This window comes from Leptolyngbya sp. FACHB-671 (assembly GCF_014695745.1).
Classification (GTDB): Bacteria; Cyanobacteriota; Cyanobacteriia; order Elainellales; family Elainellaceae; genus JAAUTN01.
Genome location: NZ_JACJOV010000089.1, coordinates 37,434 through 63,164, shown reverse-complemented (window position 1 = coordinate 63,164; position 25,731 = coordinate 37,434). Strand labels below are relative to the sequence as shown.

The following is a 25,731-nucleotide window of genomic DNA, read 5'->3' as shown; positions in this document are numbered from 1 at the left end:
TGTTCGAAGTTGCCTTGCCAGGCGACGTGGAAGAGGCTGCCAGATGTCCAGAGGAAGATGATTGCCAGGTGACCGAAGTGCGAGGCAAAAATCTTTTGGTAAAGATTCTCCTCGGTCATTCCGTCATGGCTTTCAAAGTCATGGGCGGTGGCAATCCCATACCAGATCCGACGTGTAGTCGGATCTTGAGCCAAGTCCTGGCTAAATTTTGGGAATTTAGTTGCCATATATTTTGCCTATTTCATCCTTTAAGCTATGGCGCATTATTCTTGAGTTGAACCACCGTATCTTGTGGCTAAACGTCCACTGAAGTGAGTTATTAAGTTATCTCTCAGACAAGCTCCAAACGCTGCTGCAAAGGGAACTAAACGGCTAGCGTTCTGTAACTATGTTTCGATTAGCCGATCTCAACGGTTATACCTTTCCTCCTATAACCACAGAAGGAGAGCTATTTAGCTAATTACTCTACCGACTACCGCTTTATCTCAGGTCTGACCTAGGAAGGAGTATTGCATTACAGGATTTTGTGATACCAAACACTATCTATGTTTTTCTAAGAAACGTAAATTTTGTTGAATTCCTGTTTCTTAAACAAACAAATTGTGTGTCCCATCCAAGCGGTGCGCAATGCTTACTCTGCCAATGCTTAATGACGTTTTTTAAAAAGAGGTTACAGATGGAAGGGCACCCCGCGGCGCGGGGTGCCCTTCCATCTGTAACCCTAGTTTTTGGAATTGCTATAGTGCCAAGTTGGAGATTCAGTATGAAGTTGAAACAGGCTGTTGTTTACTGGGTTGGCTAATAGCGTTAGCACCATAATCTCTTAGCTATTTCTATTACCCATGCTTATCATCTGCGGTGTCCAGGTAGGTCCGTTGCAACGTGGACCTTCTGGTGTCCAGACCAGTTTATCCAGGCACAGTCGGCGGGCAGTTCGATTTGTATCCCAAGCGTGGTAGACGATGTATTCAGTTTGGCGATCGGGAGCCAGCACAATGGAGTTGTGTCCTGGACCTAAAACTTGGTGAGCAACGGTTCGTAACACTCGCGGACCTGCCTCATTGCCTGCGTCAGAGTAAGGACCCATCACCTGATCAGCAACGCCATAATCCACTCCATAGTTTTCTGTTTCCCAGCGTCCACCACTATAGAAGCAGTAATAGCGCCCCTCATGCTTGCGAACCGATGCACCTTCGAGGGTATGCCAATCATAGGTACCGCCGTACATCGGGCGATTTTCCAGAAACCGCTGCCAATCCTGGTGAGCGCGTAGGACGACTTTTGCCTCTCCTGCTAGCTTGGTCATGCTTTCCAGGCGATCTACCATTAGTGCAGTTCCGGCTCGTGCATCTCCTTCCGTATCTAGGAAATCACAGGCATAAAATAGATACCATTGCCCGTTGTCATCTTGAAACGGATGGGGGTCGATCGCAAAGGCATAAGGCTCTGCTTCCAGGAGTGGCTTGCCGATATCTTGGTAGGGACCAAGGGGGCGATCGCTAGTTGCTACCCGCAACTGGTGATTTTTGTCCTCATGCCCGACAGAGTAGTAAAGATAAAAGGTGCCATCCCAGTAGGCAACTTCGGGTGCCCAAAAGTTATTGCCAAGGGAAGCATCGGGTCGCAGCATAGCTCGTCCGGCGGACTGCCAGTCCACCAAATTGTGAGAGCGTAGAAGTGGAAAGACGCGCTGTTCGCCAGCTTCATCTACTTCTCCTTCGGCTTCGGCTTCCCCCGTGCCGATCGCGTAATAAACCCCTTGATACTCCCAAACAAACGGGTCAGCAAAGTAGCTGGGATAAACTGGATTGGTGTAAGCGAGTGTAGTAGACTCTATTGGCGTGGATTGTGACATTGTTACTTTCCTTGAAGCTACCGAGTGCAGGAGTACTAAAACTGTAAGTAAAATGCGGCAATAATTTCGCTAAACAGAATTGCACTGATATCAACCAGTGCGCTTATTCCTTATCATAGAAGGCGCAATTTACCGCTCGGTACACTTTGTAACATCAAGGTTGGTGCTGACACTTCGAAAAGTGAATGCGAAACAGAGTAAAGCAAACGTGGGGGTGGGCAATGCCCACCCCCACGTTTGCTTTACTCTAGTCGGTTCTTAATACTTAAAATTGATGTAACTTTCAGCTTTTTCTGGCAATTGATCTACCACTTCACAGCGGAGTAATTGCTGGGTTTGCTCTGGTAAGCTCTCGTAATAGTCTTGCGTTACGGTCAAATCAACCTTGGGAGTATGTAACCAGTGCATCACGTAACCCATCACAACCATTGGACGAGGTTGTTCCGTTTGGTTAGGTGAGCCTCGGTGTAGTGCCAAGGGCGATCGGATCATCACGTCTCCTGGCTTTAAATAGAAAGACTCCAACGGAATTTCGCCAGCCGTGACTTTGACTAACCCTTCTTCACGGGGAAGAACATGAGTACCACGGGCCATTTGAAAAGGGCCATTGTCTGCAGTTACTTCAACGAGCGGAAAATTTACCGCCACTGCATATAAAGGCGTAACGATTTGATCGGAGAAAAGCGGGCGAAAATCCCGATGAATTTCTTGATAATCTGAGCCTTTTGTTGGAATATCAACCCCCAACTGAACCAGGCGATATTCCTGATGAAAAACTCGATTTAGTACAGCCAAAATTACTGGATTGGCAAACACCTCTGTATTTGCAAAGGGGGCAACCCAGGGCAGGGTTAAATAGTAGCGAGCTTGCTCACGCGGGGCTAATCCGCCTGGTTGGTTTTGGCGCTGCTCAAAGAGTTGGTTGAAGGCTTCTGCCCACTCTTTAATCAGTTGCGGATCGAAAAGTTGACGAATAATGCAGATTCCATCTCGATTCAGGTCTTCGGCAAGCTGATTGAAATCTGCTGTTGTGAATTTAGTAACACCTGTAGCTTGAATCATTTCATTATTTGCTGAACTCGGGCATTAAATCTAGATGCTGCCCTTGGGGGCAGACTGAATAGAGAAGTAGCGCTCTATACACTTTCAATTATTCCCCTGGATAGAGGCAATGGGGCGATCGCCAACCAAATTGTAAAAAAAGTTTGAAATACCTCCCCCCATGGGGTGAGCCGTTAGGAAATTTAGACAAGAAATTGTTGGATTGAATCATAAAAAGTGTGTTTATTATCACGAGTTCCTGTTACAAAGAACCCGTCTTTAAGGGAATGTGTGAAACAGCTTGAAACGTAAAGCTTGATATATCCTCTATTTGTGTCCAGAGATGCATTCTCAGGAGTTGTCCAAGCCGGATGGTCGAACGTTGACTTTGTACAGTCGTACTCCGATTGCGACAGACATTCAGGCTCCCAGTCCAAGTAATGAACCTGTGCAGGCAAATCCCCATTTGCGTTGGCATCCGCTGCGGGGTGAGTGGGTTGCCTATGCCAGTCACCGGCAGGGACGAACGTTTATGCCGCCCCCGGAGTATAATCCGCTAGCTCCAACTCACAATCCTCAATTTCCGACTGAGCTTCCCCAAGGCAAATATGATGTGGCGGTGTTTGAAAACCGTTTTCCATCAATGACTCCAGCGGCTCACGATGCACCTCCTGAAATTGTCGAAACCTTGCCTTCTAACGGAGCCTGTGAAGTGGTGGTCTTTACTCAAGACCCCCAAGCTTATCTCGGTTCTCTAGAGCTGGATCATTTGGAACTGCTATTGGAGGTGTGGGGCGATCGCACCCGTCACTTAGGAAATATCTCTCAAATTCAGTACGTGCTGCCCTTCGAGAATAAAGGGGTAGAAGTCGGCGTGACGCTACACCATCCGCACGGACAAATTTACGCGTATCCGTTTGTGCCACCTGTTCCTGCGCGGATGCAGTCCTGCCAACAAACCTATTACGACCAGCACCAGCAGGGACTGTTACAAGACCTGATTCAACAGGAAATTAAGGACAATCAGCGAATTTTATATCGAGATGAGTGGGCGATCGCCTTTGTACCGGTGTGTGCTCGCTACCCCTATGAAGTTTGGATTGCCCCCATTCAACCCGTGCCAGGTTTTTTAGAACTCACTTCAGAGCAGCGTGGGGGACTGGCTAGAGCCATCAAAACAGTCACCTTGAAATATGACGGACTGTGGAATCGTCCTTTCCCCTATTTGATGGCGTGGTTTCAGGCTCCTACCGATGGTCAACCCCATCCAGAATGGCATCTCCACGCTGAGTTTTACCCTCCTTACCGCACCTCAGAGCGGCTGAAATACTTAGCAGGAACGGAGCTGGCGGCCGGAATGTTTGCCAACGATGCGCTACCCGAGGAAAAAGCAAAAGAATTACAGGCTGTAAATGTCAATTTGGAGGAATTACACACTGTATAAGAGGGCATTTGGAAGTAGCAAATTCCGTAGGTTGGGTGAAGCGAATGCGGAATCCAACAGAGGCAAAATGCGAACAGGCGTAGGTTGGGTAAAGCGAAGGTAGAGCTACGAGACTAGGCAAATGTTGGGTTCCGCTTTGCTTCACCCAACCTACATCAGAGAGTTTGTTAGTCAAACAACTTTTATCATTTTTATTCATTTATATTCACGTTAAACCAATGATTTCTGCCTCAGTTCAAAACTCGTCATTTAACACTCACTATGCCGCCGAAATTGCTCGCAAACTAGAGCTGATGCGGGCGGCTCTAAGCGATGGAGTGACAGGGCTACGACTGCGCGGCACAGATTGGTTTTCTTGGGCAACTGCCGGAGCAACACACACTGTTTTGCTTGCAGCGGAAACTGGAGCCGCAGAAATTTTAGTAACGGCTGAGGGTGCCTGGTTGTTGACCGATGAAATTGAAGCCCAGCGATTTATAGATGAGGAACTTCCGGGACGAGATGAATCTGCTGGAGGTTATAAACTCTTTGCTCACCCCTGGGCTGATTCAACCGCACGAGACACTTTTGTGCAAGAGGTGGCTGGTGGTGGAAAGATTCTGAGTGACAAACCCTCTACGTCATCAGATTTCACTGAGCTTCCGATTCCGGCATCCCTAATCGCCCACAAGCGAGTCATGATGCCTAGCGAACTGGAGCGATATCGACTAGTTGGGCGGTTAGCCAGTGAAGCGATGACAGAAGTATTACTTGAAGCGCAACCAGACTGGACAGAATATCAGCTTGCCGGAGCCGGAGCAAGAGCAATGTGGGCAAGGGGACTACATCCCGCGCTAACGCTAGCAGCAGGGGAAAAACGATTACCTCTCTATCGCCATCCTGTCCCTAAGCATGAGGCACTTGGGCGAGTCGCCATGCTGGTCTTTTGTGCGCGGGGCTATGGCTTGGTTGCTAGTCTAACCCGCTTCGTTTACTTTGGTGGATTGTCATCGGAGCAGGCGAAGTTACATCAGCAGGTGCGAGAAGTAGAAGCAGCGACACTGGATGCGTCTAAGCCCGGTGTGTCTTTGCGGGAAGTGTATGAGGCGATCGCCCAGTCCTATACCCAGCAAGGCTATCCCCAGTCCATTCAAGAACATCATCAGGGCGGCACCGCAGGCTATCTGGCACGAGAAGTGATTGCAACGCCTACCAGCACCGATTCCTTAGCCGAAAACATGGTTCTGGCGTGGAATCCTAGCCTGCCTGGAGCAAAAGTTGAAGATACCTTTGTGCTTTCTAATGGCGGTTTGGAAAATCTCACCCTTGACCCTAACTGGCAAAGCATTGATGTGAATGGACGTGCCAGACCCTTACCTCTGGAAAGGTGAGAAATCTACGAGGACAGGCGGTTTGCCTGCCTCACACTCAAAACAGGCAGGTTGTGACTTATGGACTTTCAACAGATCTTTAATGCAGCACCCACAGTCCAATCCAGCGCTCCGGGACGAGTAAATCTGCTAGGCGAACACACTGATTACAATGATGGCTTTGTTTTACCGACGGCAATTCCCCAGGAAACAACCGTTTATTTAGGGCTTAGCCCAAACAATCAACACCACCTTTATTCTGCGGAACTGGAAGAATGGGTTGACATTACCGATTCAAACATGGACTCCTCCCTAAAGCCGCAAGGATTTGCCAGTTACGTAGTTGGCTGCATTCGCATGTTGGAACAAGTAGGACACTCGATCCCACCTGTGAACATATTTATCACTTCGGCTGTGCCCATTGGTTCTGGGCTGTCGAGCAGCGCCGCACTAGAAGTTGCGACCTTACGAGGATTGCGATCGCTCCTCCACCTCGACTTAGACGATGTAAAAATCGCTCAACTAGGACAGCAGGCAGAAATTCAGTATGCCGGGGTTAACTGCGGCATTATGGATCAAATGGCATCCAGTTTGGCAGATCCTCAACACCTGCTGTTTTTGGATACTCGAACGCTCGAACGCCAAAAGATTCCGCTTCCTCAAGATACAGAAGTTGTTGTAATCGATAGCGGCATTCCTCGGCAACTGGCAACTAGCGGGTACAACCAACGTCGAGCAGAATGTGAAGAAGCAGCTCGGCTATTGCAGGTCAAAGCACTCAGAGATGTAACTGACCCGGAAACTGTAGAAACCTTGCCCGAACCTTTGCGGCGACGGGCACGTCATGTGGTAACCGAAGACAATCGAGTATTGGAAGCGCGTCAAGGCGTTTCAGCAGAACGGTTTGGTGAGTTGATGAATGATTCTCACGCTAGCCTCCGAGATGATTACGAAGTATCCGTAACCGGACTTGATCAGCTTGTAGAACTTCTGCAAAAAACACCTGATGTATTAGGGGCACGGTTAACCGGAGCCGGATTTGGTGGCGCATGTGTGGCTCTGGTAACTGCTGGAAGAGGAGAAGCGATCGCCCACGAAGTCCTCGAAAACTACAACAAATTAGGCTATTCAGGACATATCCTGGTTCCAGAGTAAAACCACCCTCTGTACAGCTTTGATAGACGATTACTGTGGCTTTCCTAAGTGAAAGAAAGCAGTTGTCACTCTATGCCCACTCGCGAAAGAAGCTAAAGTTCTGCCAGTCAGCGGCTGTGCGTTGCTCGATTGCAGTCATTTCTTCACTTGTTAAGGGTTGAAATGTTTGAGCTACAGTAACGTTGTGTTCTAGCTGCTGCACGGTTTCTGCGGCAATGATGCAGCAGTGTACTCCCGATTGAGACAGAGCATATCCCATTGCCTGACGCATTCCATCTACAGCTTCCGTTTCGATTAGGCGACCATAGGCAGGAACCTTCATTGCAATCAACCCCGTGTTGTGTTGCTGAGCAGTAGGCAAGACTTCTGTGATAAATGGGCTAGCAGTATGTTTATCAGCAGCATTAACCGGAATCAAGGCTGTATCAAACGGGTAACGACGTAACCCCTCAGCAATGATTGCTGGGTTGTAGTGTCCTGTGATGCCAATGAAACGAATGATTCCTTGCTGGCGTGCCTCCTCTGCGGCTTTGATTGCACCTTGCTGCTGATCTAGCAGAGTGTTCAAATCCCAATCGTATGTCAGAGCATGAAACTGCCAAAGATCAAGATAGTCCGTTTGTAAACGCTGGAGAGACTGCTCTAAGTCTTGCCATGCACCATCCCGATCTCGGTGGCCTGTTTTGCTGGCTAAAAATAAGTTTGCTCGATGAGAAGGTAAAACTTTTCCCAACCTTTCTTCACTGGGGCCGTAGCTAGAAGCAGTATCAAAGTAACGAATTCCCAAGTTTAAGGCTCGTTCGATGATGGTGATCGCCTCTTGCTCTTCTCCAGCACGAGATAGCGGAGTACGACCCGCTCCTCCCAAACCCAAAATTGGTATATTAACCTCGGTACGTCCGAGCACTTGTTGGGGAATTTCTACTGGAGCAGAAGGTGTAGATGACGAAGTAGCAGGCTCAGAAAGTATAGAGGATGAGTCGTTTTGTACTTGGGCTGTTGTAGTCGTCTGAGATTGTTGGCAAGCCCCATTACTCACTGCTCCACCTGCCGCAATCACGCTGGTAATCAGGAAATTCCGCCGCGTTGTTTTAGAGCTTGCCATAGTTCACCTTTAATGAATGGTAAATATTACTCAATCATCGTTCTTATACCTTTTCGATCGAAAACGGTTATAGATGAAAAGGCACCTCACTTAGCGGGGTGCCTTTTCATCTGTAGCCTTAGTTCTTGGAATTGGTATTACGGTTCTGCTCAGCCGTCAGCTTTGCAGCATCTGGCGTAGTGATATCTGGCTTGGATATACCTGCTTCATGAATATCTCCAGTATTAGGGTCTTGCTTTTCCCCTTTGCCGGGAACAGCATCTAGCTCAGTTTGAGGAAGTTGTTCTAAGCCAAGGGATTCATCCTGTTGTTCATCAGACATCTTAACTTCTCCTTTAATGTGGCTTCGCCACTTATTTTTACTCCTTACCCATTACACTGACTGTCGCTCGCGCAAATAACGGGCGATCGCCTGATCCAACTCAGGCAACAAGGTACCCCGTTCACTACCCAGAGCACTGTAAACCGGGCGAGGGGCAACCCAGCCAAGTGAGTGGGATGGACGGGCTTCGATGCGGCTAACATCCATGCCTGCTAACTTCGCGGTGAGCTGGGCCAGCTCTGCCCAGGCGATCGCTCCCGGATTCGCTAGATGCCACAGACCACACTCACCATCAATTAACAGATCAAGAGTGGTGTTAACCAAATCAGGAACATAAGTGGGAGAAACAATCGCATCATTCGCAGCAACAAATGGATTTCCATCCGCAAGCGTCTGCAACAGGATCGTGAGGAAGTTATGACGATCCCAGGGCCCAAAAAAGGCACTAGTGCGAATCACCAGTGAACAAGGATGGGTCTGCAACACCCACTTTTCGGCAACAGCTTTGCTGTGTCCATACACGTTGAGCGGTGAAACTTGATGGCTTTCTAGATAAGGCTTTGTGTGAGTACCATCAAACACCAGATCAGAGGAGAAAGTCACCAACCCAACACTTCGTTCAACACAAGCCTGTGCTAGAATTGCGGCTCCATCAGCGTTAATTTTCTGACATAGATGAGGTTCACGTTCGGCATCGTCAACTCGCACATATCCTGCTGTGTTGATCACAGCCCAGGGTCTTAATTCGTCTAGCGATCGCTCCACTGATTGAATATCTGTAATGTTCATTTCCTGTCGAGTTAACAGTCGATAGGGAATGCCTCGGATATCACAGATTCGAGCAAATGCTTGTCCTAGTGTTCCGGTTGCACCCGTGATTACGAGTGGAGAGAGAGAGTCATGACGTGCTGGGGAAGTAGTGGATGATGAGAAATTACAGTTAACAGCGGGGTAGAACAAGCGTTCTGGGCGTTGCCACCATCCTGGTGTTTCGAGGATAGGGTGCTCGTAAGTTTTGCCTTGGGAGAAATGGCTCACCATTGTAGCCAAGGCAGTGGCACGAGGGGTAGGCGATCGCAAATCAAACACACCCGGTTCGTAGAAGTTATTGGCCCGAGTGACTAAACTGTTCCAGTCATAGGCTCCTAATAACGACCAAGCCGTGATCGCCCGGATGTCTGCTCCTTCGCCGCGTAACTGTTGCGCTGCCTCCCAGGCTTGCTTGAGCCAGCGCAACTGCTCCTCACGGGTACAACATAGGTGAACTTCTGTCACCGCAACTGGGAGTTGATATCGTTCCCAAGTTTCTCGTAGCAGACGATAATGTCCAGCGACTCCCTCTCCACAAACCCGCACAGCTTCTACATCAGCGTATTCGTGCTGACCGTTACCACCGTGAAAGTGAGTTGGATATTTTTCCAACTGCTCATCGAGTAGGCGATCGCTCGTCAGGTAATAGTTGATGCCAACAATATCTGGCGGGCAGGGATGCTCTAGGAACCATTCCAATTCAGCCGCCTCAATGTCAACCTGACAAAAGTAATGCCAGAGTGGATGATCTGGATTAATCCGACCGCAGAGCAAATCCAGGCTCAACCAACGGCGTTGGTTTTCCAGTTCTGCCTGGTATGCCAGCAGGGGTGTGCTAAACGTTTTGCCCATGTCCTCAGTTTGCACCAGTTGCGCATCAGGATTGACCTGACGGACGGCTTGCATGGAAAGAGCAACGCTGCGGCACTGAACCAGCAAAGCACGCAGAAAGGTGCGATCGTCGCGACCGTGCGGATACCAATGCCCGTACAGTCCGCTAAATCGAGCAGTTGTGAGCGGTTCATTCACGGGTGTGTAGTGAGTCACCCAAGGATAGCGATCGCTCACCGCATGGGCAAACTCCGCCAGCCGCTCTGGAAATGCTGGATCAATCAAACTGGTATCCCGTGGGCCACTGCCATGATGCACCAATCCTACAATTGGACAAATCCCCAACTCCCGCAGCCGTTCCAACCGTTCATCGGTCCAAGTCCAATCTGCCTTTTCCAATCCGTTTGGAGCAACCCGTTCCCACAGCACTGGATAGCGAATGGCACGAATGCCTAATGCAGCAAAGCGATCGAGGTCATTTAGCCTCGTCGCGTGACCATTGCGCTCCAACTGATCAAAATACTCATCACCCACACGATTAACCGTACACTCCACTCCAGCCCACATCTCCAAAGGTGGAAGTGAGAGAGGTTCCAAGTTCATCAACGATTCTCCTAGTTAAATTTGATCTAGCAGATTCCTGGTTCCTAACTCTAGCTTAGGAACCAGGAATCTCACGCTTTACCTACGCTCTAGCTAGTTGCTTCTAAGCGTTGTTTGCTAGCAATTTGCTTGTATACGTTGAGTGCTTGAGCTACACATTGATCCATGTTGTAGTACTTGTAGGTTGCCAGCCGTCCAACAAAGTACACCCCAGGAGTAGTATCTGCTAGCGCTTTGTAGTTCTTATACACTTCAGCGTTTTCGGGGCGCGGCACAGGATAGTAGGGATCACCCTCAGCACGGGGAAACTCGTAAACGATACTGGTCTTAGAGTGTTCCTGTCCGGTCAAATACTTAAACTCCGTGACGCGAGTATAGAGATGCTCGTTAGGATAATTGATTACAGGAGCAGTTTGATGGACAGGTGTATTGTGAGTTTCGTGTTTAAATTCCAGCGATCGGTAGGGCAGCTTGCCATAACGATATTCAAAAAACTCATCAACTGGTCCCGTATACACCATTTCACGACAGGGAATCGCTTTCTCAATCTCGCGGTAATCGGTGTTTAACATTACCTTGATATTCGGATGGTTTAACATGTTTTCAAACATACGAGTGAAACCATGTAGCGGCATCGCCTGGTATGTATCCGTGAAATAGCGATCGTCCCGATTGGTGCGTGTGGGAATGCGAGCAATTACAGATTTATCCAGTTCTGACGGGTCAAGTCCCCACTGCTTCCGAGTGTAGCCCCGGAAAAACTTCTCATAGAGAACCCGTCCAACCTTGCTTACTACCACGTCTTCAGAAGAACGGATCTGCTCTTTGGGTTCCGCCAATGATTGTAGAAACTCTTCAACCTGGAATGAGTTGAGGTTTAACCCGTAGAGTTTGTTGATGGTATTCAAGTTGATTGGAATAGGAACTAGCTGACCATCAACACTGGCAAGTACGCGGTGTTCATAAGAACGCCATTCTGTGAAGTGAGAGAGGTACTCAAATACCTCACGAGAGTTGGTATGAAAGATGTGAGGACCGTACTTGTGAACTAGAACGCCCGCGTTATCGTAGTGGTCATAAGCGTTGCCAGCAATATGGTTGCGACGATCGACTATCAGCACTTTTTTGCCAGATTTTGCCAGTCGCTCTGCAATGACGCTACCCGAGAAACCTGCTCCCACGATCAGATAGTCAAATACAAAGTCTCTGGTTACAACCGCTGGGGTTTGTCCATATCCTGTTGCGTGAGTAGTTGTGAGATGGGTAGATGAATGAGTATCAGCGATCGCCTCTCCAATCAATTTTTGCATTGAAGACAGCGTCCGATCCCAGGAGATCTTTTCCAAGAAGGCATCTACTTGACTGAGCCAACCCGATGTTGGAGTATCTTCTCGCATCGCAGCTTCAGCCGCCGCAACAAAATCTGCAACGTTGTCAGCAATTCTCACCATACCCTGCTGTCCATAAGGACGCACTACGTCTCGAATGGAGGTAGATACAACGGGTTTCCCAGCAGCCAAATATTCGGGAGTCTTGGTAGGGCTAATGAATCGCGTCGATTCATTACGGGCAAAGGGCAGCATTGCCAGATCCCACCCTGCCAGATAGGAGGGCAACTCTTTATAATCTTTGCTGCCCAGGTAGTGAATGTTTTCACCCTGCGGCAAATTGGCGGGATCAACCTTAGCAACGGGTCCAATCAGAACTAAATGCCAATCGGGACGGGCTGCAGCAATGCCTGCGATTAGCTCGATATCCATCCGCTCATCAATTACCCCATAAAAGCCGAGTCGAGGATGGGGAATGTTTGCTTGATCTGCCGGATCTTCGGTGAGTTTTCTAGATTGAGCGAAGTGAGGCACATCCACACTGCTGGGGAAAGCATACACATTTGGATGATGATCCCGCTTTGATTCGTAGAGGCTTTGCCCACCCGTAAATACCAGATCGGCACGACCAAACAGCTCAGCCTCCCGCTGTTTCATGATAGGAGAGGCACCCTTAAAAGCTGATAGTTCATCCATGCAGTCATAAACTACTGCCAGTGGTTCAAGGTGGCGAGTGAAGGCGATCGCCATTGGCGTGTAATACCAACAAATGTACTGTTGAATATTTCGCTCTGCCAACAAATCATCGATCAAACTCCGTTGAACCGTGTTGATCGCCTCTTCACTCATCCCTTCGGGCAACTGTGGCACAACTACCCAAACACCAGCTTCAGGCTGGCTTACCTCTAGCTGTGCCTGAATAGAAGGGTGAAAAATAGGTTCTTCGATAAAAAAGATCCGCTGCGTTTGAGCACAACGGCTCAGCAATTGCTGCGGCCGCTGGTAAACAAAATTCCACCGTAAATGGGATAAGCAAACCAAATCAGGCGCTTGAACAGACGCAGTTACAGAAATACTTTTCTCAATTGTGGATTGAGAGTGAGATGAATATAGGCTAGACGAAGGTGTACTCATTGCTAAAGATTTTTTAGAACTTTGAGATTGACCGTTGCGTTCATCAAACGTCTGTTTCTTTTGTGGCATAGGGCTACCAATATTGCTGTTTTTAAGGTGAGGTTTGCTTTGGGACTAGCGACAGAAGAATCACGAGTCCCAAAATTGGCAACTGTTTATTTGAATCAGGGTGATACGAGCGGCAAACATCAGCCAGTAAGGTGAAAAGAACCTAATTACTACTCGGCGATCTCTACCAAAAACTATGAGTCAGATAAAACCAGTTTCAATCGTCGAGTAAAGAATTCAGGCAATAGGCTGAGCTGATTCTTTAGCCATTAACTAAGAACAATATCTGCTGTCATCTGCTTTATCCTCTATCTCAGGAACAGCGTGATTTGCGTCTGAGGAGTTATGCCATGTTACGGAAGATGATGCTAACGGCTACAGTTTCTTGTTACAAACTACGATTTAGGACTGATTTTCTTTAGAGCTTTGTATTTTGCAGCTTGTATAGAGTACGCTACAAAATATGAACTATTGTGTGGAATCGGTATAATTTAGTTTTCAATAATAAATAAAACTCCTCAAGAAATTGTGATCTCGAGGAGGTGGTTTGAGCACGAAAAATCCTCAACAGGCAACTGTTTCCCATCAGTCATCCTACGAGAAGTTTCATTTGCTAGCTGCTAAGTTATAAATTTACTTTTGCCTTCCTATCCAATCTTCCACCCGAAGGAGGGGGATTAAATGAAGCAAGTTTGTGATTCTGAAAACATTTGAGCTTGAGAATTATTTACAGGTTCACTCCAGGTAATATCCTTTCGGTTTGCTCTCGTGCAATTAATTTTGAGGAGGAACTTTACAATCTGTCCAAGCTTAGTGCAGGGCTAAGGGAAGAACCATCGGGCAGAATTGTTCGACTCAGAATTGCATCGTCTAAGTCTGCACCTTCTAGGTTTGCGCCTGCTAGGGATGCCCACTTCAGGTTAGCACCCACCATCCTTGCTTGGGACAAGTTTGTTCTAAGTAACAGTGCAGCAGACAAATCTGCACCTCTTAAATCTGCACCTTCTAAATTAGCGTCTGTTAAATCTGCATTTGCTAGACATGCATTGCTTAAGTTTGCCTGCTGTAGATTAGCTCCGATGAGTCTAGCTCCTCTTAAGTCTGCTTGAGACAAGTTGATGTTGCTTAATTCTGCTCGATTTAACTTTGCATTGGCTAGTTTTAATCCGACAAAATCTCTTTCTCCTGCCCAATAACGCTGCAAGACATTGGTGTCCATTATGTTTAAAGCCGTTTCAGTTATACGGGTATGGTTACGTGATCGATGAGTTGTAGTAGTCGCTGTCGGAGAGTGTCTAAGCCCAAACCTTTAGTGGCTGAAATAAACACTGATTGTGGATATTGTTGCTGGGCGATCGCCAACGTCTCACTATCCACCTGATCTAGTTTGTTAAACACTAGCAAGGTAGACATTGGCAAATTTGGGTCAGGAAGAGTTGATAAATCTGCCAATACTGCTTCTACCGAATGGATATGACTTTCCCAGGCGGGATGAGACAAGTCAATCACATGCAAAAGTGCATCTGCCTCAGTTACTTCTTCAAGTGTGGCGCGAAATGCATCAATCAGTGCAGGTGGCAGTTCGTGGATAAAACCAACCGTATCAGTGAGCAGCAATGGACGCTGTTCTTGAGATAACGGCTCAGAAATCGTGAGTCGGCGAGTTGTGGGATCAAGGGTTGCGAATAGCTGATCGGCAACATAAACCTCAGCCTGGGTCAAAACATTAAGCAGGGTCGATTTGCCTGCATTAGTGTAGCCAACCAATGCAACGGTAGGAATATCCTGTTGTTGGCGCTGTTGGCGTTGGCGAGAACGATGTGCCTGGAGTTGGTTGACCTCATGCTGGAGGTGACTAATTCGTTGTTGAATGGTGCGTCGTTCTACTTCTAAGCGGGTTTCTCCTGGTCCTCGCGTGCCGATGCCAGCACCCAAACGAGACATCTCTCGTCCACGCCCTCGCAGGCGAGGCAGCAGATATTCCATTTGCGCTAATTCGACTTGCAATTTGCCTGCTTGAGATTGGGCGCGTTGAGCAAAGATATCCAAAATAACCTGAGTTCGATCTACAACTCGAATGCCAATCTGTTCCTCCAAGTTGCGGCTTTGGGAAGCGGAAATGTCTCGGTCAAATGCAATCAAGTTAGCGTTTAAGGTTTGAGCCTGAAGCGTAATTTCTTCAACCTTGCCTTGACCTACCACAGTCTGGGGATGAGGGCGCGATCGCTTTTGCTGCACTGTCCCCACGACTTCGCCTCCAGCCGTTTCTACGAGTCGAGTCAGTTCTGCTAGACCATCGTGAAACCGTTGTTCTGTTAGATCATCGGTCATCAGTCCGACCAGAAGGACGCGATCGTCATCAGACTCAATTTGCTGAAACTGCAATGCTGCAAAGCCAGATTCCTGAAACTCCGTTTCCCACTCATCAACCCAATCAATTGAGTCCTGTTCCACCAAATCTTCTAGTTTAAAGGGGGGTGAAACAGCCCAAGGTGTTTTCAGGTCAGATACCAAATGGGCGAGATAGGCTTCTTTGATTGAGGCTGGATTATGGTTTCCCGGTCGCTTCCCATCTGTGTCATTCGGAATCAGGATGACTAGTGCATCTAAGCGTTGTCGTACCATTGCAAGTAGGCTTGCAGCATCAGGAGGGGTAGGCTGGACAGCCACACAGTGAATGCCACTCAAGCGTTCAGCACTTTGCCGAGGTAGCTCAGAAGCAGCAAGCTGAGTTTGGGCAGGAGTTCCTATCGCGATGCGGACAATTTGCCCACGACGATTGATGTAGCTGCATAAGGGATGGTGAGTTTCAAGGCTGAGAGCCGTTAACTGTTGGGCAAATTCAGAGGTTACAAAGCGATCGCCCGGCTGTCGCTGCTCATACAATTGCTGAAGCTGTTTGAGATGGCTCGATCTAATGCCTTGTGTATTCCCGTAAACTTTTTCCATCGTTTTAATCTGTTTACTCACACAGGTTCTTTAAAGTGATATTAGGTCAGTGAAGTAGATGTGACCAAGCATTGCCGTAAAAACTGGAACCCTTTGAGGAGCGCGCCTCCGGTTTTTACAGTTGTCCACTTCATTCTTTAATCACAGCAATTAGATTTGAGGGCACGGCAATTGCTGTTTTTATTTACCTGAACGGTTTAAAGTGGCTGTTAAGCCAACCAAATCCTCTGCTAATGCAGACAGGGCAGACATCGCCGTAGATGCTTCCTTTGTCATCACAAACCATAACCTGTGCGGCTTGCATTTCAAAGGAGCGATTGCAAATCTGGCAGACCTGCTGTTTTCCAACTGTGTTACTGCACTCGACTTGAAGCTGCATAAGTTTCTCTTAATATGTTTAATAATTAATGTGTTTGTTAGAAGCGAGTTAGTGATGATGAAGAAACGAGGTTAAACTTCACCCCTAAAGTGTAGAGGGCGATCGCTCTAGCTAACGTCTGCCTCAAGCGCTAGGACTACTCTGTCTTCAGAGTTGAACTAAAGGTGAAGCCGAGGTGTGTTCAGAAATACAGTTCGTAGACATATGAGTGGAGGCGATCGCTCAAAGAAAGAATCAATATTCTAGATTGAACTTTGGCGAAAGGATAGCTTATTGAGTGACAAAAGCTTAGCTTAAATCAACACTGTGCTTTGAAGAAAACTCCTGCCGTAGCGATAAGCATCGTCTTTAAACACAGAGCAGCAAATATATGCTCTATTATCAATCAGCGTGAGTGCTCCTTCCTTATACGTTGTTTGAGTAACTGCCACGTTGCTCCAGCTTCTATTAGTAACAAAAGGATATGCACGAGCTCGATCGCCCACTATAGCCATTGCCACATCTATTCTGCTCCAGCTTGCCCTAGATTCATTAAGAAAGCTTATTAGCGCTTAAGATTTTAGGTTAATCTGGTCTAATTTCTTCGGAATCCTCGCTGTATCAATATCAAGCTCTACTAGTGATATCAGTGAATGGTTGTTTGAGTATTAGAAAATTGAATCGACAGCGAAGGTCTATAACTATTGGCTGAAATAGCTTCTAGAAAGTCTCAGCCTTGAGAAGATGAATTACTAGATCCCAATTGATATGCTCTAAATAGAAATAAGAGAAATTTATCTTTCAAGAGGATTTACTTTATGACGAGTGCAAGCAATAACCAATATCCATCTGGAAATCCTGATAAAAACATTGTAAGTCAGGATACTAATTTTCCTTCTACCCAATCCGAGCAGACAGAGAAGGACAAAAAAAATCAAAGCGGTGGACATACTGTAGCTAAAGCGGTTGGCGCAACCGGAGGTAGTGTTGCAGGCGCGGTAGTTGGTAGAATGGTCGGCGGTAAAATGGGTGCAGCTGTTGGTGCTGTAGGTGGCGCGATCGCAGGTGCAGCTATTGGTGACCAAGCCGCTACAAATATGGACCAGCAAGTAGAAAATGCGGTGGGATCAATTAAGGACGCAGCTGAAAGCGTTACCCATCGGGTTGAAGATGCTCTCGATAGTGTCAAAGAAAAGATTGATGAAACAGATGTTAAAGGGCTAGCTGAGTCTGCAAAGCAGAAGATCGAGGAAGCGGATGTTCGCGGTGTCAGCCAATCTATTCAAGGCAAAATTGACGAAGCAGATGTTCGCGGCGTAACCCAGTCTGTCCAAAGCAAAATCAATGAAGCAGATGTTCGTGGTGTAACCCAGTCTGTACAAAGCAAAATTAATGAAGCAGACGTCCGCGGCGTAACCCAGTCTGTACAGGGCAAAATCAATGAAGCAGATGTTCGCGGTGTCAGCCAATCTATTCAAGGCAAAATTGACGAAGCAGATGTTCGCGGCGTAACCCAGTCTGTCCAAGGCAAAATCAATGAAGCAGACGTTCGCGGTGTCACCGATTCTGCTAAAAAAACAATCAATGATGATGTAAGGCCCGCGATTCAAAACACCATTAACCAAACCTCTCAAAAAGCTAAAGATGTTGCCGATAGTGCAACTTCGGCAGCAAAGAAGACCCTAGAGGAACCCTCCTCTGGAAATAGTGCGGAGCCAACGGGTTGGCAAGATCCTCTAATTGAGCAAAAGCTCCACGACAGGCGAGGAAAGGCTTAATTGTTCTGATTCTTAGTGCATGAAAAGTTGGGGAGCACCTCTTCAGGTGCTCCCCAACTTTTATGTTTGTGTACGCCTATCTTTCCTGACCACTTCCAATCACAATGATATCTGCTGTTTCCATGACTACCTCTATTGATAGCTAGTCATTTTACCGAGTGAATATATTGGTCTTCAACTAACGCAGTGACCTGAATGCTGCGCGGATTTCCTCGGAAAAGAGCTGCGGCTCCTCCCATGCTGCGAAGTGACCGCCCCTGCCAGCCTCATGGAAGTAGATCAGGTTGCGATAGGCACGCCGAGCCCACGTCTCTGGAGCTTGATAGATCTCCCCTGGAAACACCGTGATGGACACTGGCAGCGAGATTTCGTTGGTCTTCTGGGCGATCGCGTTCAAGAGGCTGGCTTTGTTCTCCCAGTACAGCCGAGCTGATGAAACCGCGCTATTTGTTAGCCAGTACAGCGTGATGTCGTCCAGCACTTCGTCTTTCGTCGGGGACTTTTCGGAATCGTCGCCACTGGAGGTCCACTGCGCGAAGCCTGGATGCCCAAGCAGCCACGCCGCAAGTCCGGCTGGCGAGTCCGACAGACCATACCCGACCGTCTGTGGACGCGTGCCCATCATCACAGCGTAGGCTCGGTCCTTCTTATTAAACGTGTCGAGTGAGTCAAACGCTGCACGTTCCTGCTCGGAGAGGTCGGCTGGTGCGGGGTTGCCGCTAGCAAGCACTGTGGCTATCTCGGGCGGTATCGTCGCTGGCAGATTGAGGTGGACTCCGAGTAATCCTGCTGGTGCCTGGCGCGCCATCGCGCTAGTGATAGGAGATCCCCAGTCGCCGCCTTGGGCAACGTAGCGGGTGTAACCGAGGCGTTGCATCAGTTCTGCCCAGGCTTGTGCAATGCGATCGGGGTCCCAACCAATGCCCGTCGGCTTGCCGGAGAAGCCGTAGCCAGGAATCGACGGAATCACCAGGTCGAAGGCATCCTCTGGTTGTCCTCCGTAGGCAGTGGGATCGGTTAGCGGACCGATGACCTTTAGCTGTTCAATGACCGAGCCGGGCCAGCCATGCGTGATGAGCAACGGCAACGCATTAGGATTTTGGGAGCGGACATGGATAAAGTGAATGTCTAGCCCGTCGATGTTTGTTATGAACTGCGGTAAGGCATTCAGCTTCGCCTCGGCTTTCCGCCAGTCGTACTCCGTGCCCCAGTAGCGCACTAGCTCCTGCATGGTTGCCAGTTGCACACCCTGTGACTGGTCAGCAACAGTTTCCTGGTCAGGCCAGCGAGTCGCCACAATGCGTTGGCGGAGGTCGTCGATCGCCTCTTGCGGAACGTGGACTTGAAAGGGGCGAATTGCAGTTGTGTCGGTGGACTGCGCGGTTTCGAGTTGAGTTGTGGCAGTTTCATTGCCCCAGGGGCGGAGTGTGTTGTCTTTGGTTGCGATCGCCTCGGTTACAACCTGAGCTTGTGCGCCACTCTGTGTAGGCTGCTGCGCCAGCACGCGGCTGAGTGGTGCTAGAAACACTGTTGCCACAAAAAGCGCAACAAGGAATCGTGAGAGGAAGACGAAGGCACCTATCGTGCGGGTTTTGGTTGGGTAACGTACTTTTTTTAGTTGGGTCATGGTGTTTTCTCCGTGCTGTAAATTGTCTGTTCACGACTCAGGTAAAACACCATCAATAACCGTCAACTTCGACGATCGCATTTGCAAACTCCTGTGGCGCTTCTTGAGGTGGGTTGTGTCCAATGCCGCCACTGATAACCCGGTGTGAGTATCTGCCCGAGAATTTCCTGGCATAGGAACTGGCATCTGGGTGTGGTGCACCGTTAGCATCCCCTTCAAGCGTGATGGTGGGCACGGTGATTACTGGAGCTTCGGCAAGTCGCTTCTCAAGCTCGTCGTACTGCGGCTCACCTTCAGCCAGACTGAGCCGCCAGCGGTAGTTGTGAATGACGATGCTGACATGATCGGGATTGTTGAAAGACTCGGCACTGCGATCGAATGTCGCGTCATCGAATTGCCATTGCGGCGAAGCAAGCTTCCAGATGAGCTTGTTAAAGTCATGCCGATATTGTTCGTAGCCCGCGCGGCCCCGCTCCGTCGCGAAATAAAATTGATACCACCATTGAAGTTCAGCTTGCGGCGGCAGTGGCATCTGGTTGGTTTCAGGGTTGCCGATCAAATAACCGCTTACAGAGACGAGCGCCTTGGTGCGTTCGGGCCAGAGTGCTGCGATGATGTTGGCGGTTCGGGCTCCCCAATCAAACCCGCCGATGATCGCCTTCTCGATGTTGAGTGCATCCATTAACGCGATGATATCGACTGCAAGTGCCGACTGCTGCCCATTCCGGAGTGTCTCGCTCGAAAGAAAGCGCGTCGTCCCATAGCCGCGTAGATAGGGGACAATCACTCGGTACCCCGCTGACGCTAACAACGGGGCGACATCGACATAGCTGTAAATGTCGTAGGGCCATCCGTGCAGGAGGATTACTGGATCACCATTCGCAGGACCAACCTCTGCGTATCCGACATTCAGGACACCGGCATCGATCTGTCTCAGGGAGCCGAACGACGTGTTTGTCCCCGACTTCATCCTGTCCAGAGCGGCTGGTTTTGTTTGGCTTGATTGGGCGATTGCAGAACCAAATCGGACTAGCTGTGTGGCAGCAACGGTCATGGCTGCGGTGCCCAAAAAGCGGCGGCGAGCATGGTTGATTTCTTCGGGCATATTCTCTGCCTCTTTTGAGGGGCAATGATGGCTTCCAGTGTGAGATTGACTGGTGCGCCTACCGTGATCACTTCGCGCCTAGTCCTGTTCACCGATCGTCTGAGCGTAGGTTTTACCATACGGGTAAAAGAGTTCTTTGTGGCCTTCCTGCCACGCTGCTTTCATTTCAGGTGTTGTGATTTCCCAATCTGGTCGGCATTTCTTGAGAACGGCGCGCAGATCCTGACGCAGCTCCTCCAGAGTCGGTCGCCCGAAAAACCAGTAGCCCATGTAGATCTTGTAAATGACTAGACCCGGTTCCAGGACGATCGTGTATGGGATCATGGGATTGTGGAGCGGGTCGGTGTATTCGGCGATATCGAGGTCTTTTTGAATTTTGCGTCCTGCGTCGGAGAGAAACGTCCAGTGAGCACCGACGCCGCTGCGATACTCATTCGTTTCGGTGAGGTTGTCAGTGCTGATCGTGACCAAACGGCAATAGCCGACCTCGATCTCACGATGGAGTTGGACTAGTCCCTCAGCTTGTCGGCGATCCTTGGGGCAGTACCCGCCACGACTGAGGACGAGGACCATCGGATGTTGTCCTTGCAGCTCGGAGAGCTTCCGGCGCTTGGTAGTGTGGTCGGGCAGTTCGTAGTCGGGAAAGACCGCTCCTGGAACAATGTCAGATCGCATATGAAATCCTCCTAAATTTTTTCATGCATGTTGCTAGGCATTCTAGAGATCGATGACCATGTCTTCCTGCGGGCGTGAGCAGCAAATCAATAGGTTCCCAACCGCCGGAGCGTCGAGCGGCTCAAGGTCATATTGCACCGACCCGGAAATTAGCCCAGACTCGCACATGTGGCAAACTCCGCTCCGGCAGGACCAACGCACCGGGACATCACAGGCTTCAGCAAGTTCTAACAGGTTCTGAAACTTGGAGTCCCAGGAAACCGTGAGCCCGGTGCGGGCAAATGAAATGCTTGGACCTTCGCCAGCAGGACCATCCGGCGCGTGTGGTGGACGGTGTGCTGCGTTCGTTACGCCCGGGGTGATGGACTTGCCTGAACCGAAAACTTCGGTGTGGATGCGATCGCGCACTACTCCTAGATTGGCAAGTCCGGCGGTGAAGTCTGCTAGAAACGCGGGTGGTCCGCACAGATAAAAATCGGATTCGAGGGGAAGCTCCAACGCTTTGAGGACAGTGGCAGTCAGGCGACCGGCTGCATCAAAATCAAACCCCAATCGGTCAGTAGAATCAGGCTGGCTGTACTGGACGTAGCTCCTGGCGTTGGGAAGCTTCGCTAATAGATCGCGTACTTCCTGGGCAAAGGGATGCTCCCCGCTGTTCCGTGCGCCAAAAATCCACCAAACCGGGCGCACCGATGCCTGGGACACCAGTGCATGGAGCATAGCCAGCACCGGAGTTACGCCTACGCCCGCGCTCAATAGCACCACAGGACGATCGCCTGGTTGCAGGGTGAAGGCACCCCGTGGCTCGCTGACCTCCAGCACATCGCCAATCCGGAGCTGTGTGTTTACGTAGGTGCTGGCGAGGCCGTGCGGCTCCTGCTTAACACTGATGCGATAACGATGGGCATCCGGCAGACCCGAAAGTGAGTAGCTGCGCAAAACTGGAGGTCCATCCGGTTGAGGACGAAGTCGCAATGCTACGAACTGCCCAGCCAGAGGGACGGTGAGCGGACGATCGTCTGCTGGCTCCAGTATCAGCGAGACGACGCTCCTGCTCTCGCGATCGATCCGAGCTACTTTGAGAGACCGAAATCCAGGAGTGGCTGTAGCCATCTGTTCTGGTGAAGCGAGACCCGCATTGCCGGTGCGTGACCCCGATTGTGCCATCTGCTGGAGCATCGTCTCAAAAGAAGACTGCCAGCCAGGGCTCAGAGCTGAGATCCGCAGAGCCCGCTCAACGTCTTCTTTGGCAGGTTTGGGGAGATAGAGCAGCGCATCGACTGCGGCAACCGTCAGTTGCTCCGGACCCTCAGCAACTTTAATGATTTCGTCACCAGCCCCAACCTCGCCTTCTTCAAGCACGCGAAAGTAGAACCCCGGGCGGCGATGCGCCACGAGCAAAGCCGGTATTCTGGGATCATCCATGCGGATGCCAACGCGATAGCAGGTCACACGCGGCTGGGTGACTTCAAACAGCGCCCCGCCGATCCGGTAGCGATCGCCGATGCAGACCTCACTATCAGCCAGTCCCTCCACCGTAAAGTTTTCGCCGAATTGCCCGAATGTGAAATCACTCCGATTCAGTTCACGTTCCCAATAGCGATAAGACTCGATCTGGTAGACAAACACCGCGCGCTGTTCGCCACCGTGACCGGCCAGGTCACCTTGTGCATCACCATCGATGTTGAGTCGCCGCACCATGCAACGTCCTTCGACCGGCTCTTTCCATACTGCTGTATATACGGTCTGCCCGCGCCATGAAATCTCGCGAGGAAGACCAACGTTGACTGATAACAACCTTGCCATGGGGGCTATCTCCTATCCAGCATTTGCGCTTTAAAGCTGAGTCCGCCCGCCATCAACGGCAAGTTCGACTCCTGTAATGTAGGAGGCGTCGTCCGATGCCAGAAAAGCCACCGCCTTCGCAACTTCCTCTACCGTGCCAAATCGCTGCATCGGCATCTGTTGTAGGAGACTTTTTCCGATTTCTTGGACCGTCTCTTCCGGCAAGCCAAGCTTCCCAAACAGCGGCGACTCAATCACGCCAGGACTAACCGCATTGACTCGGATGTTGCGTGGCAGTAGCTCTGTTGCTAGAGTGCGGGTGAGCGATCGCAGAGCCGCTTTGGTCGCAGACACCGCTGATGTTCCGGCAATGCCGACCTCCACAAACCAGGATGTGGTGAACACGATCGCCCCACCATCTTTCAATAGCGGCAGCGCTTTTTGAGCCGTGAAGTAATTGCCTCGAAAATTGGTATTGAACAGTTCGTCCACCACGTCTTCAGTGGTACTCTCCACCGGACCCAACTTTGCTATGCCAGCATTGGCAAAGACTACATCAAGGTGTCCATGCTTCTCGCGCACCTGCTTGAACAGTTCATCCAGTTCAGCAGACTTGCTCACATCCGCTGAGACTACGGTCGCATTTGGTCCTAGCACCTCCGCCGCTTGGGCAAGCCTGTCGGGAGTCCTGCCCGTTACCACGACCTTCGCCCCTTCGCGGATAAATTCTTGAGCGGTTGCTAGACCAATGCCGCTGGTACCGCCAGTGATTAAGGCTGTTTTACCTTCCAGTTTCATGACAATCTCCTTTAGAAATATGGTGTGAATGTTGCAGGTTAGGTGATAGTCAAAGCCGTTTGGGTCTTCGGTTTTAAGCGCTGACTGGTGAGCTGATATCCACGCCGACGCGCCGATGGGCTGCTTAATCGCGTAGGTAATGGCAGGTGTATCCGCCGGGATGCTTGCGCAGGTAGTCCTGGTGGTACTCCTCAGCGCTGTACCAGGTTGCAGCGGGTTCAATGCTTGTGGTAACCGGTCGCTTCCAGTGCCCTGACACGGCGACACGCGCGATGACACGTTCCGCGATCGCCTGCTGCTCGTCCGTCTGCGGAAAGATCGCCGAGCGGTACTGCGTCCCGATGTCGTTGCCCTGACGGTTGAGCGTCGTGGGGTCGTGCAGGCGGAAAAACCAGCGATCGAGCAGATCCTCGAAGCTAAGCACCGATGGATCGAAAGTGACGCGAACCGCTTCGGCGTGTCCAGACTGGCTGTCGTGCGTGTCCTCGTATGTTGGGTTCTCAAGCCAGCCGCCCGTGTAACCGACCTCGGTGTCGATCACGCCAGGCACCTCACGCAGGATGTCCTCGATGCCCCAAAAGCAACCGCCAGCAAGCACGGCTACCTCCACCTGCTGCACATTAGTCGTCACCGGGAGAGCCGCTCCATTCTCCTCGTTGATGTCGCTTGATCGGGGGTCGGCGATCGCGTAGCCTCTATCCCACCAATTTGTGACGAATGCCGCGTACTCGTCGGCAGCATCCTCCCATGTGAAGTGCCCCGCTTCGAGGACGGCAAGTTTGCTCGCGGGCAGTCGTTCGAGGAGAAACTCCGCGTTGACCAGGGGTACGACGTGATCCCGTCGTCCGGCAATGATCAACACTGGCGTTTGGATAGTCGGCAGCAGACCAGCGAGGTCGGGAAGCTGCGTTGGATACGCACGCACGTAGCGCATTGACTCGACGAACCTTTCACCCTCATAGGACGAGAGATAATCCTCGCGTGCAGCATCGGTCGGCGTGTATCGCTCGAACTTCGCGATCGCTGCACTGACAATCTGTCGCCCGTCGATGTTGCGATATGGCTCGATGTCGGGAGCCTCGACCCACTCCTTCAGCAGTCCACCCAACTGTAGCGGAACTGCCGCACCCCCGCTCCCGACGACAAGGCTGCGTAGCCGTCCTGGATGGAGTGCTGCGGCGAAGAGCGCAGCACTGGTGCCAACGTCAGGTCCGACAACGTGCGGCTGCTCCAGCCCAAATGCGTCCGCAAGGTGCACGATAAACTCGCCCATTGCGCGTGAGGACATGAGGTCGTCGCGTCGCTCAGAGTGTCCGAAGCCTGGAAGGTCGATCGCCACAAGGTGCGCGTACTGGGAGAGCTGCAACCACGTTGGCTCAAACGCATATAGGCTCTCCGGCCAAGGGCTGAGAAGGAGAGCATGCACACCTCGCCCTGGGTCCTCGCTCTCGGCATAACGGATGGATAGCCCGTCAATGGTGCGGAATTGTGGCTGGATGGGCAAATGCAACGAGACGGTTATGGGTTTATTCCTTCCGATCGCATTGGCATCAGATGCCTGCCCGCTGTTTCGTTGTGTAACTTCTGATTGAGTCATAATGTCCTCCTTTTGAGTAGTTTTGGATTTTTTT

At 50.2% G+C, this 25,731-nt stretch carries 18 protein-coding genes and 1 pseudogene; 4 read left to right on the top strand and 15 right to left on the bottom strand.

Features of this window, described 5'->3' with window-relative positions:
• The 3 genes and pseudogenes from psaB to H6F93_RS11925 all read right to left on the bottom strand — a co-directional run.
• Nucleotides 1-227 (bottom strand): annotated as a pseudogene (gene psaB / locus H6F93_RS11935) (photosystem I core protein PsaB); the annotation flags it as partial.
• A gap of 596 nt (nt 228-823) precedes the next feature.
• Nucleotides 824-1,855, bottom strand: coding sequence for a glycoside hydrolase family 43 protein (locus H6F93_RS11930; RefSeq protein ID WP_190680949.1), 1,032 nt, complete (start codon nt 1,853-1,855; stop codon nt 824-826).
• Between the two features lie 258 nt (nt 1,856-2,113).
• A complete protein-coding gene (locus tag H6F93_RS11925; protein WP_190645992.1) occupies nt 2,114-2,917 on the bottom strand; it encodes a phytanoyl-CoA dioxygenase family protein in 804 nt (267 codons plus the stop codon).
• Nucleotides 2,918-3,239: 322 nt separating this feature from the next.
• Here H6F93_RS11925 and galT point away from each other — a divergent pair, with 322 nt between their 5' ends.
• The 3 genes from galT (at nt 3,240) to galK (ending at nt 6,844) form a co-directional block, all read left to right on the top strand.
• The gene (galT, locus tag H6F93_RS11920; protein ID WP_190680948.1) at nt 3,240-4,340 is read left to right on the top strand and encodes a galactose-1-phosphate uridylyltransferase; all 1,101 of its coding nucleotides are present in this window, start codon (nt 3,240-3,242) and stop codon (nt 4,338-4,340) included.
• Nucleotides 4,341-4,558: 218 nt separating this feature from the next.
• Nucleotides 4,559-5,710, top strand: coding sequence for a M24 family metallopeptidase (locus tag H6F93_RS11915; protein WP_190680947.1), 1,152 nt, complete (start codon nt 4,559-4,561; stop codon nt 5,708-5,710).
• A gap of 60 nt (nt 5,711-5,770) precedes the next feature.
• Nucleotides 5,771-6,844 (top strand): galactokinase, encoded by a 1,074-nt coding sequence (gene galK / locus H6F93_RS11910; RefSeq protein WP_190680946.1) that lies wholly within the window; start codon nt 5,771-5,773, stop codon nt 6,842-6,844.
• Nucleotides 6,845-6,914: 70 nt separating this feature from the next.
• On the opposite strand, the gene H6F93_RS11905 is transcribed toward galK, so the two are convergent.
• The 6 genes from H6F93_RS11905 to hflX all read right to left on the bottom strand — a co-directional run bounded on the left by H6F93_RS11905 (nt 6,915) and on the right by hflX (nt 15,995).
• The gene (locus H6F93_RS11905; RefSeq protein ID WP_190680945.1) at nt 6,915-7,949 is read right to left on the bottom strand and encodes an aldo/keto reductase; all 1,035 of its coding nucleotides are present in this window, start codon (nt 7,947-7,949) and stop codon (nt 6,915-6,917) included.
• A gap of 118 nt (nt 7,950-8,067) precedes the next feature.
• Nucleotides 8,068-8,271: a hypothetical protein gene (locus H6F93_RS11900; protein WP_190645987.1), complete on the bottom strand. Its 204-nt coding sequence runs from the start codon at nt 8,269-8,271 to the stop codon at nt 8,068-8,070.
• A 51-nt stretch (nt 8,272-8,322) separates the two neighbouring features.
• The gene (locus tag H6F93_RS11895; RefSeq protein WP_190680944.1) at nt 8,323-10,515 is read right to left on the bottom strand and encodes an SDR family oxidoreductase; all 2,193 of its coding nucleotides are present in this window, start codon (nt 10,513-10,515) and stop codon (nt 8,323-8,325) included.
• 89 nt (nt 10,516-10,604) lie between these two features.
• On the bottom strand, nt 10,605-13,046 hold the full coding sequence (glf, locus tag H6F93_RS34020; RefSeq protein WP_190680942.1) for a UDP-galactopyranose mutase: 2,442 nt from the start codon (nt 13,044-13,046) through the stop codon (nt 10,605-10,607).
• A 772-nt stretch (nt 13,047-13,818) separates the two neighbouring features.
• Complete coding sequence (locus H6F93_RS11885; protein ID WP_190680940.1) at nt 13,819-14,244, bottom strand: pentapeptide repeat-containing protein; 426 nt, start codon at nt 14,242-14,244, stop codon at nt 13,819-13,821.
• A 20-nt stretch (nt 14,245-14,264) separates the two neighbouring features.
• Nucleotides 14,265-15,995, bottom strand: a complete 1,731-nt coding sequence (hflX, locus tag H6F93_RS11880; protein WP_524537933.1) for a GTPase HflX — start codon at nt 15,993-15,995, stop codon at nt 14,265-14,267.
• 1,155 nt (nt 15,996-17,150) lie between these two features.
• On the opposite strand from hflX, the gene H6F93_RS11875 reads away from it, so the two are divergent.
• Nucleotides 17,151-18,110, top strand: coding sequence for a glycine zipper domain-containing protein (locus tag H6F93_RS11875; protein WP_190680936.1), 960 nt, complete (start codon nt 17,151-17,153; stop codon nt 18,108-18,110).
• A 178-nt stretch (nt 18,111-18,288) separates the two neighbouring features.
• Here H6F93_RS11875 and H6F93_RS11870 read toward each other — a convergent pair whose 3' ends face one another.
• The 6 genes from H6F93_RS11870 to msrA form a co-directional block, all read right to left on the bottom strand.
• Nucleotides 18,289-19,737 carry an epoxide hydrolase family protein gene (locus H6F93_RS11870; RefSeq protein WP_190680933.1) on the bottom strand — a complete coding sequence of 483 codons (1,449 nt, stop codon included), beginning with the start codon at nt 19,735-19,737 and terminating at the stop codon, nt 18,289-18,291.
• A gap of 52 nt (nt 19,738-19,789) precedes the next feature.
• Nucleotides 19,790-20,842 (bottom strand): alpha/beta fold hydrolase, encoded by a 1,053-nt coding sequence (locus H6F93_RS11865; protein WP_190680931.1) that lies wholly within the window; start codon nt 20,840-20,842, stop codon nt 19,790-19,792.
• 78 nt (nt 20,843-20,920) lie between these two features.
• Nucleotides 20,921-21,517, bottom strand: coding sequence for a redoxin domain-containing protein (locus H6F93_RS11860; protein WP_190680929.1), 597 nt, complete (start codon nt 21,515-21,517; stop codon nt 20,921-20,923).
• Between the two features lie 42 nt (nt 21,518-21,559).
• On the bottom strand, nt 21,560-23,218 hold the full coding sequence (locus H6F93_RS11855) for an MOSC and FAD-binding oxidoreductase domain-containing protein (RefSeq protein ID WP_242043416.1): 1,659 nt from the start codon (nt 23,216-23,218) through the stop codon (nt 21,560-21,562).
• 135 nt (nt 23,219-23,353) lie between these two features.
• Nucleotides 23,354-24,100 carry a glucose 1-dehydrogenase gene (locus H6F93_RS11850; RefSeq protein ID WP_190680926.1) on the bottom strand — a complete coding sequence of 249 codons (747 nt, stop codon included), beginning with the start codon at nt 24,098-24,100 and terminating at the stop codon, nt 23,354-23,356.
• A gap of 124 nt (nt 24,101-24,224) precedes the next feature.
• Nucleotides 24,225-25,697: a peptide-methionine (S)-S-oxide reductase MsrA gene (msrA, locus tag H6F93_RS34015; RefSeq protein ID WP_242043412.1), complete on the bottom strand. Its 1,473-nt coding sequence runs from the start codon at nt 25,695-25,697 to the stop codon at nt 24,225-24,227.
• Nucleotides 25,698-25,731: the final 34 nt, after the last annotated feature.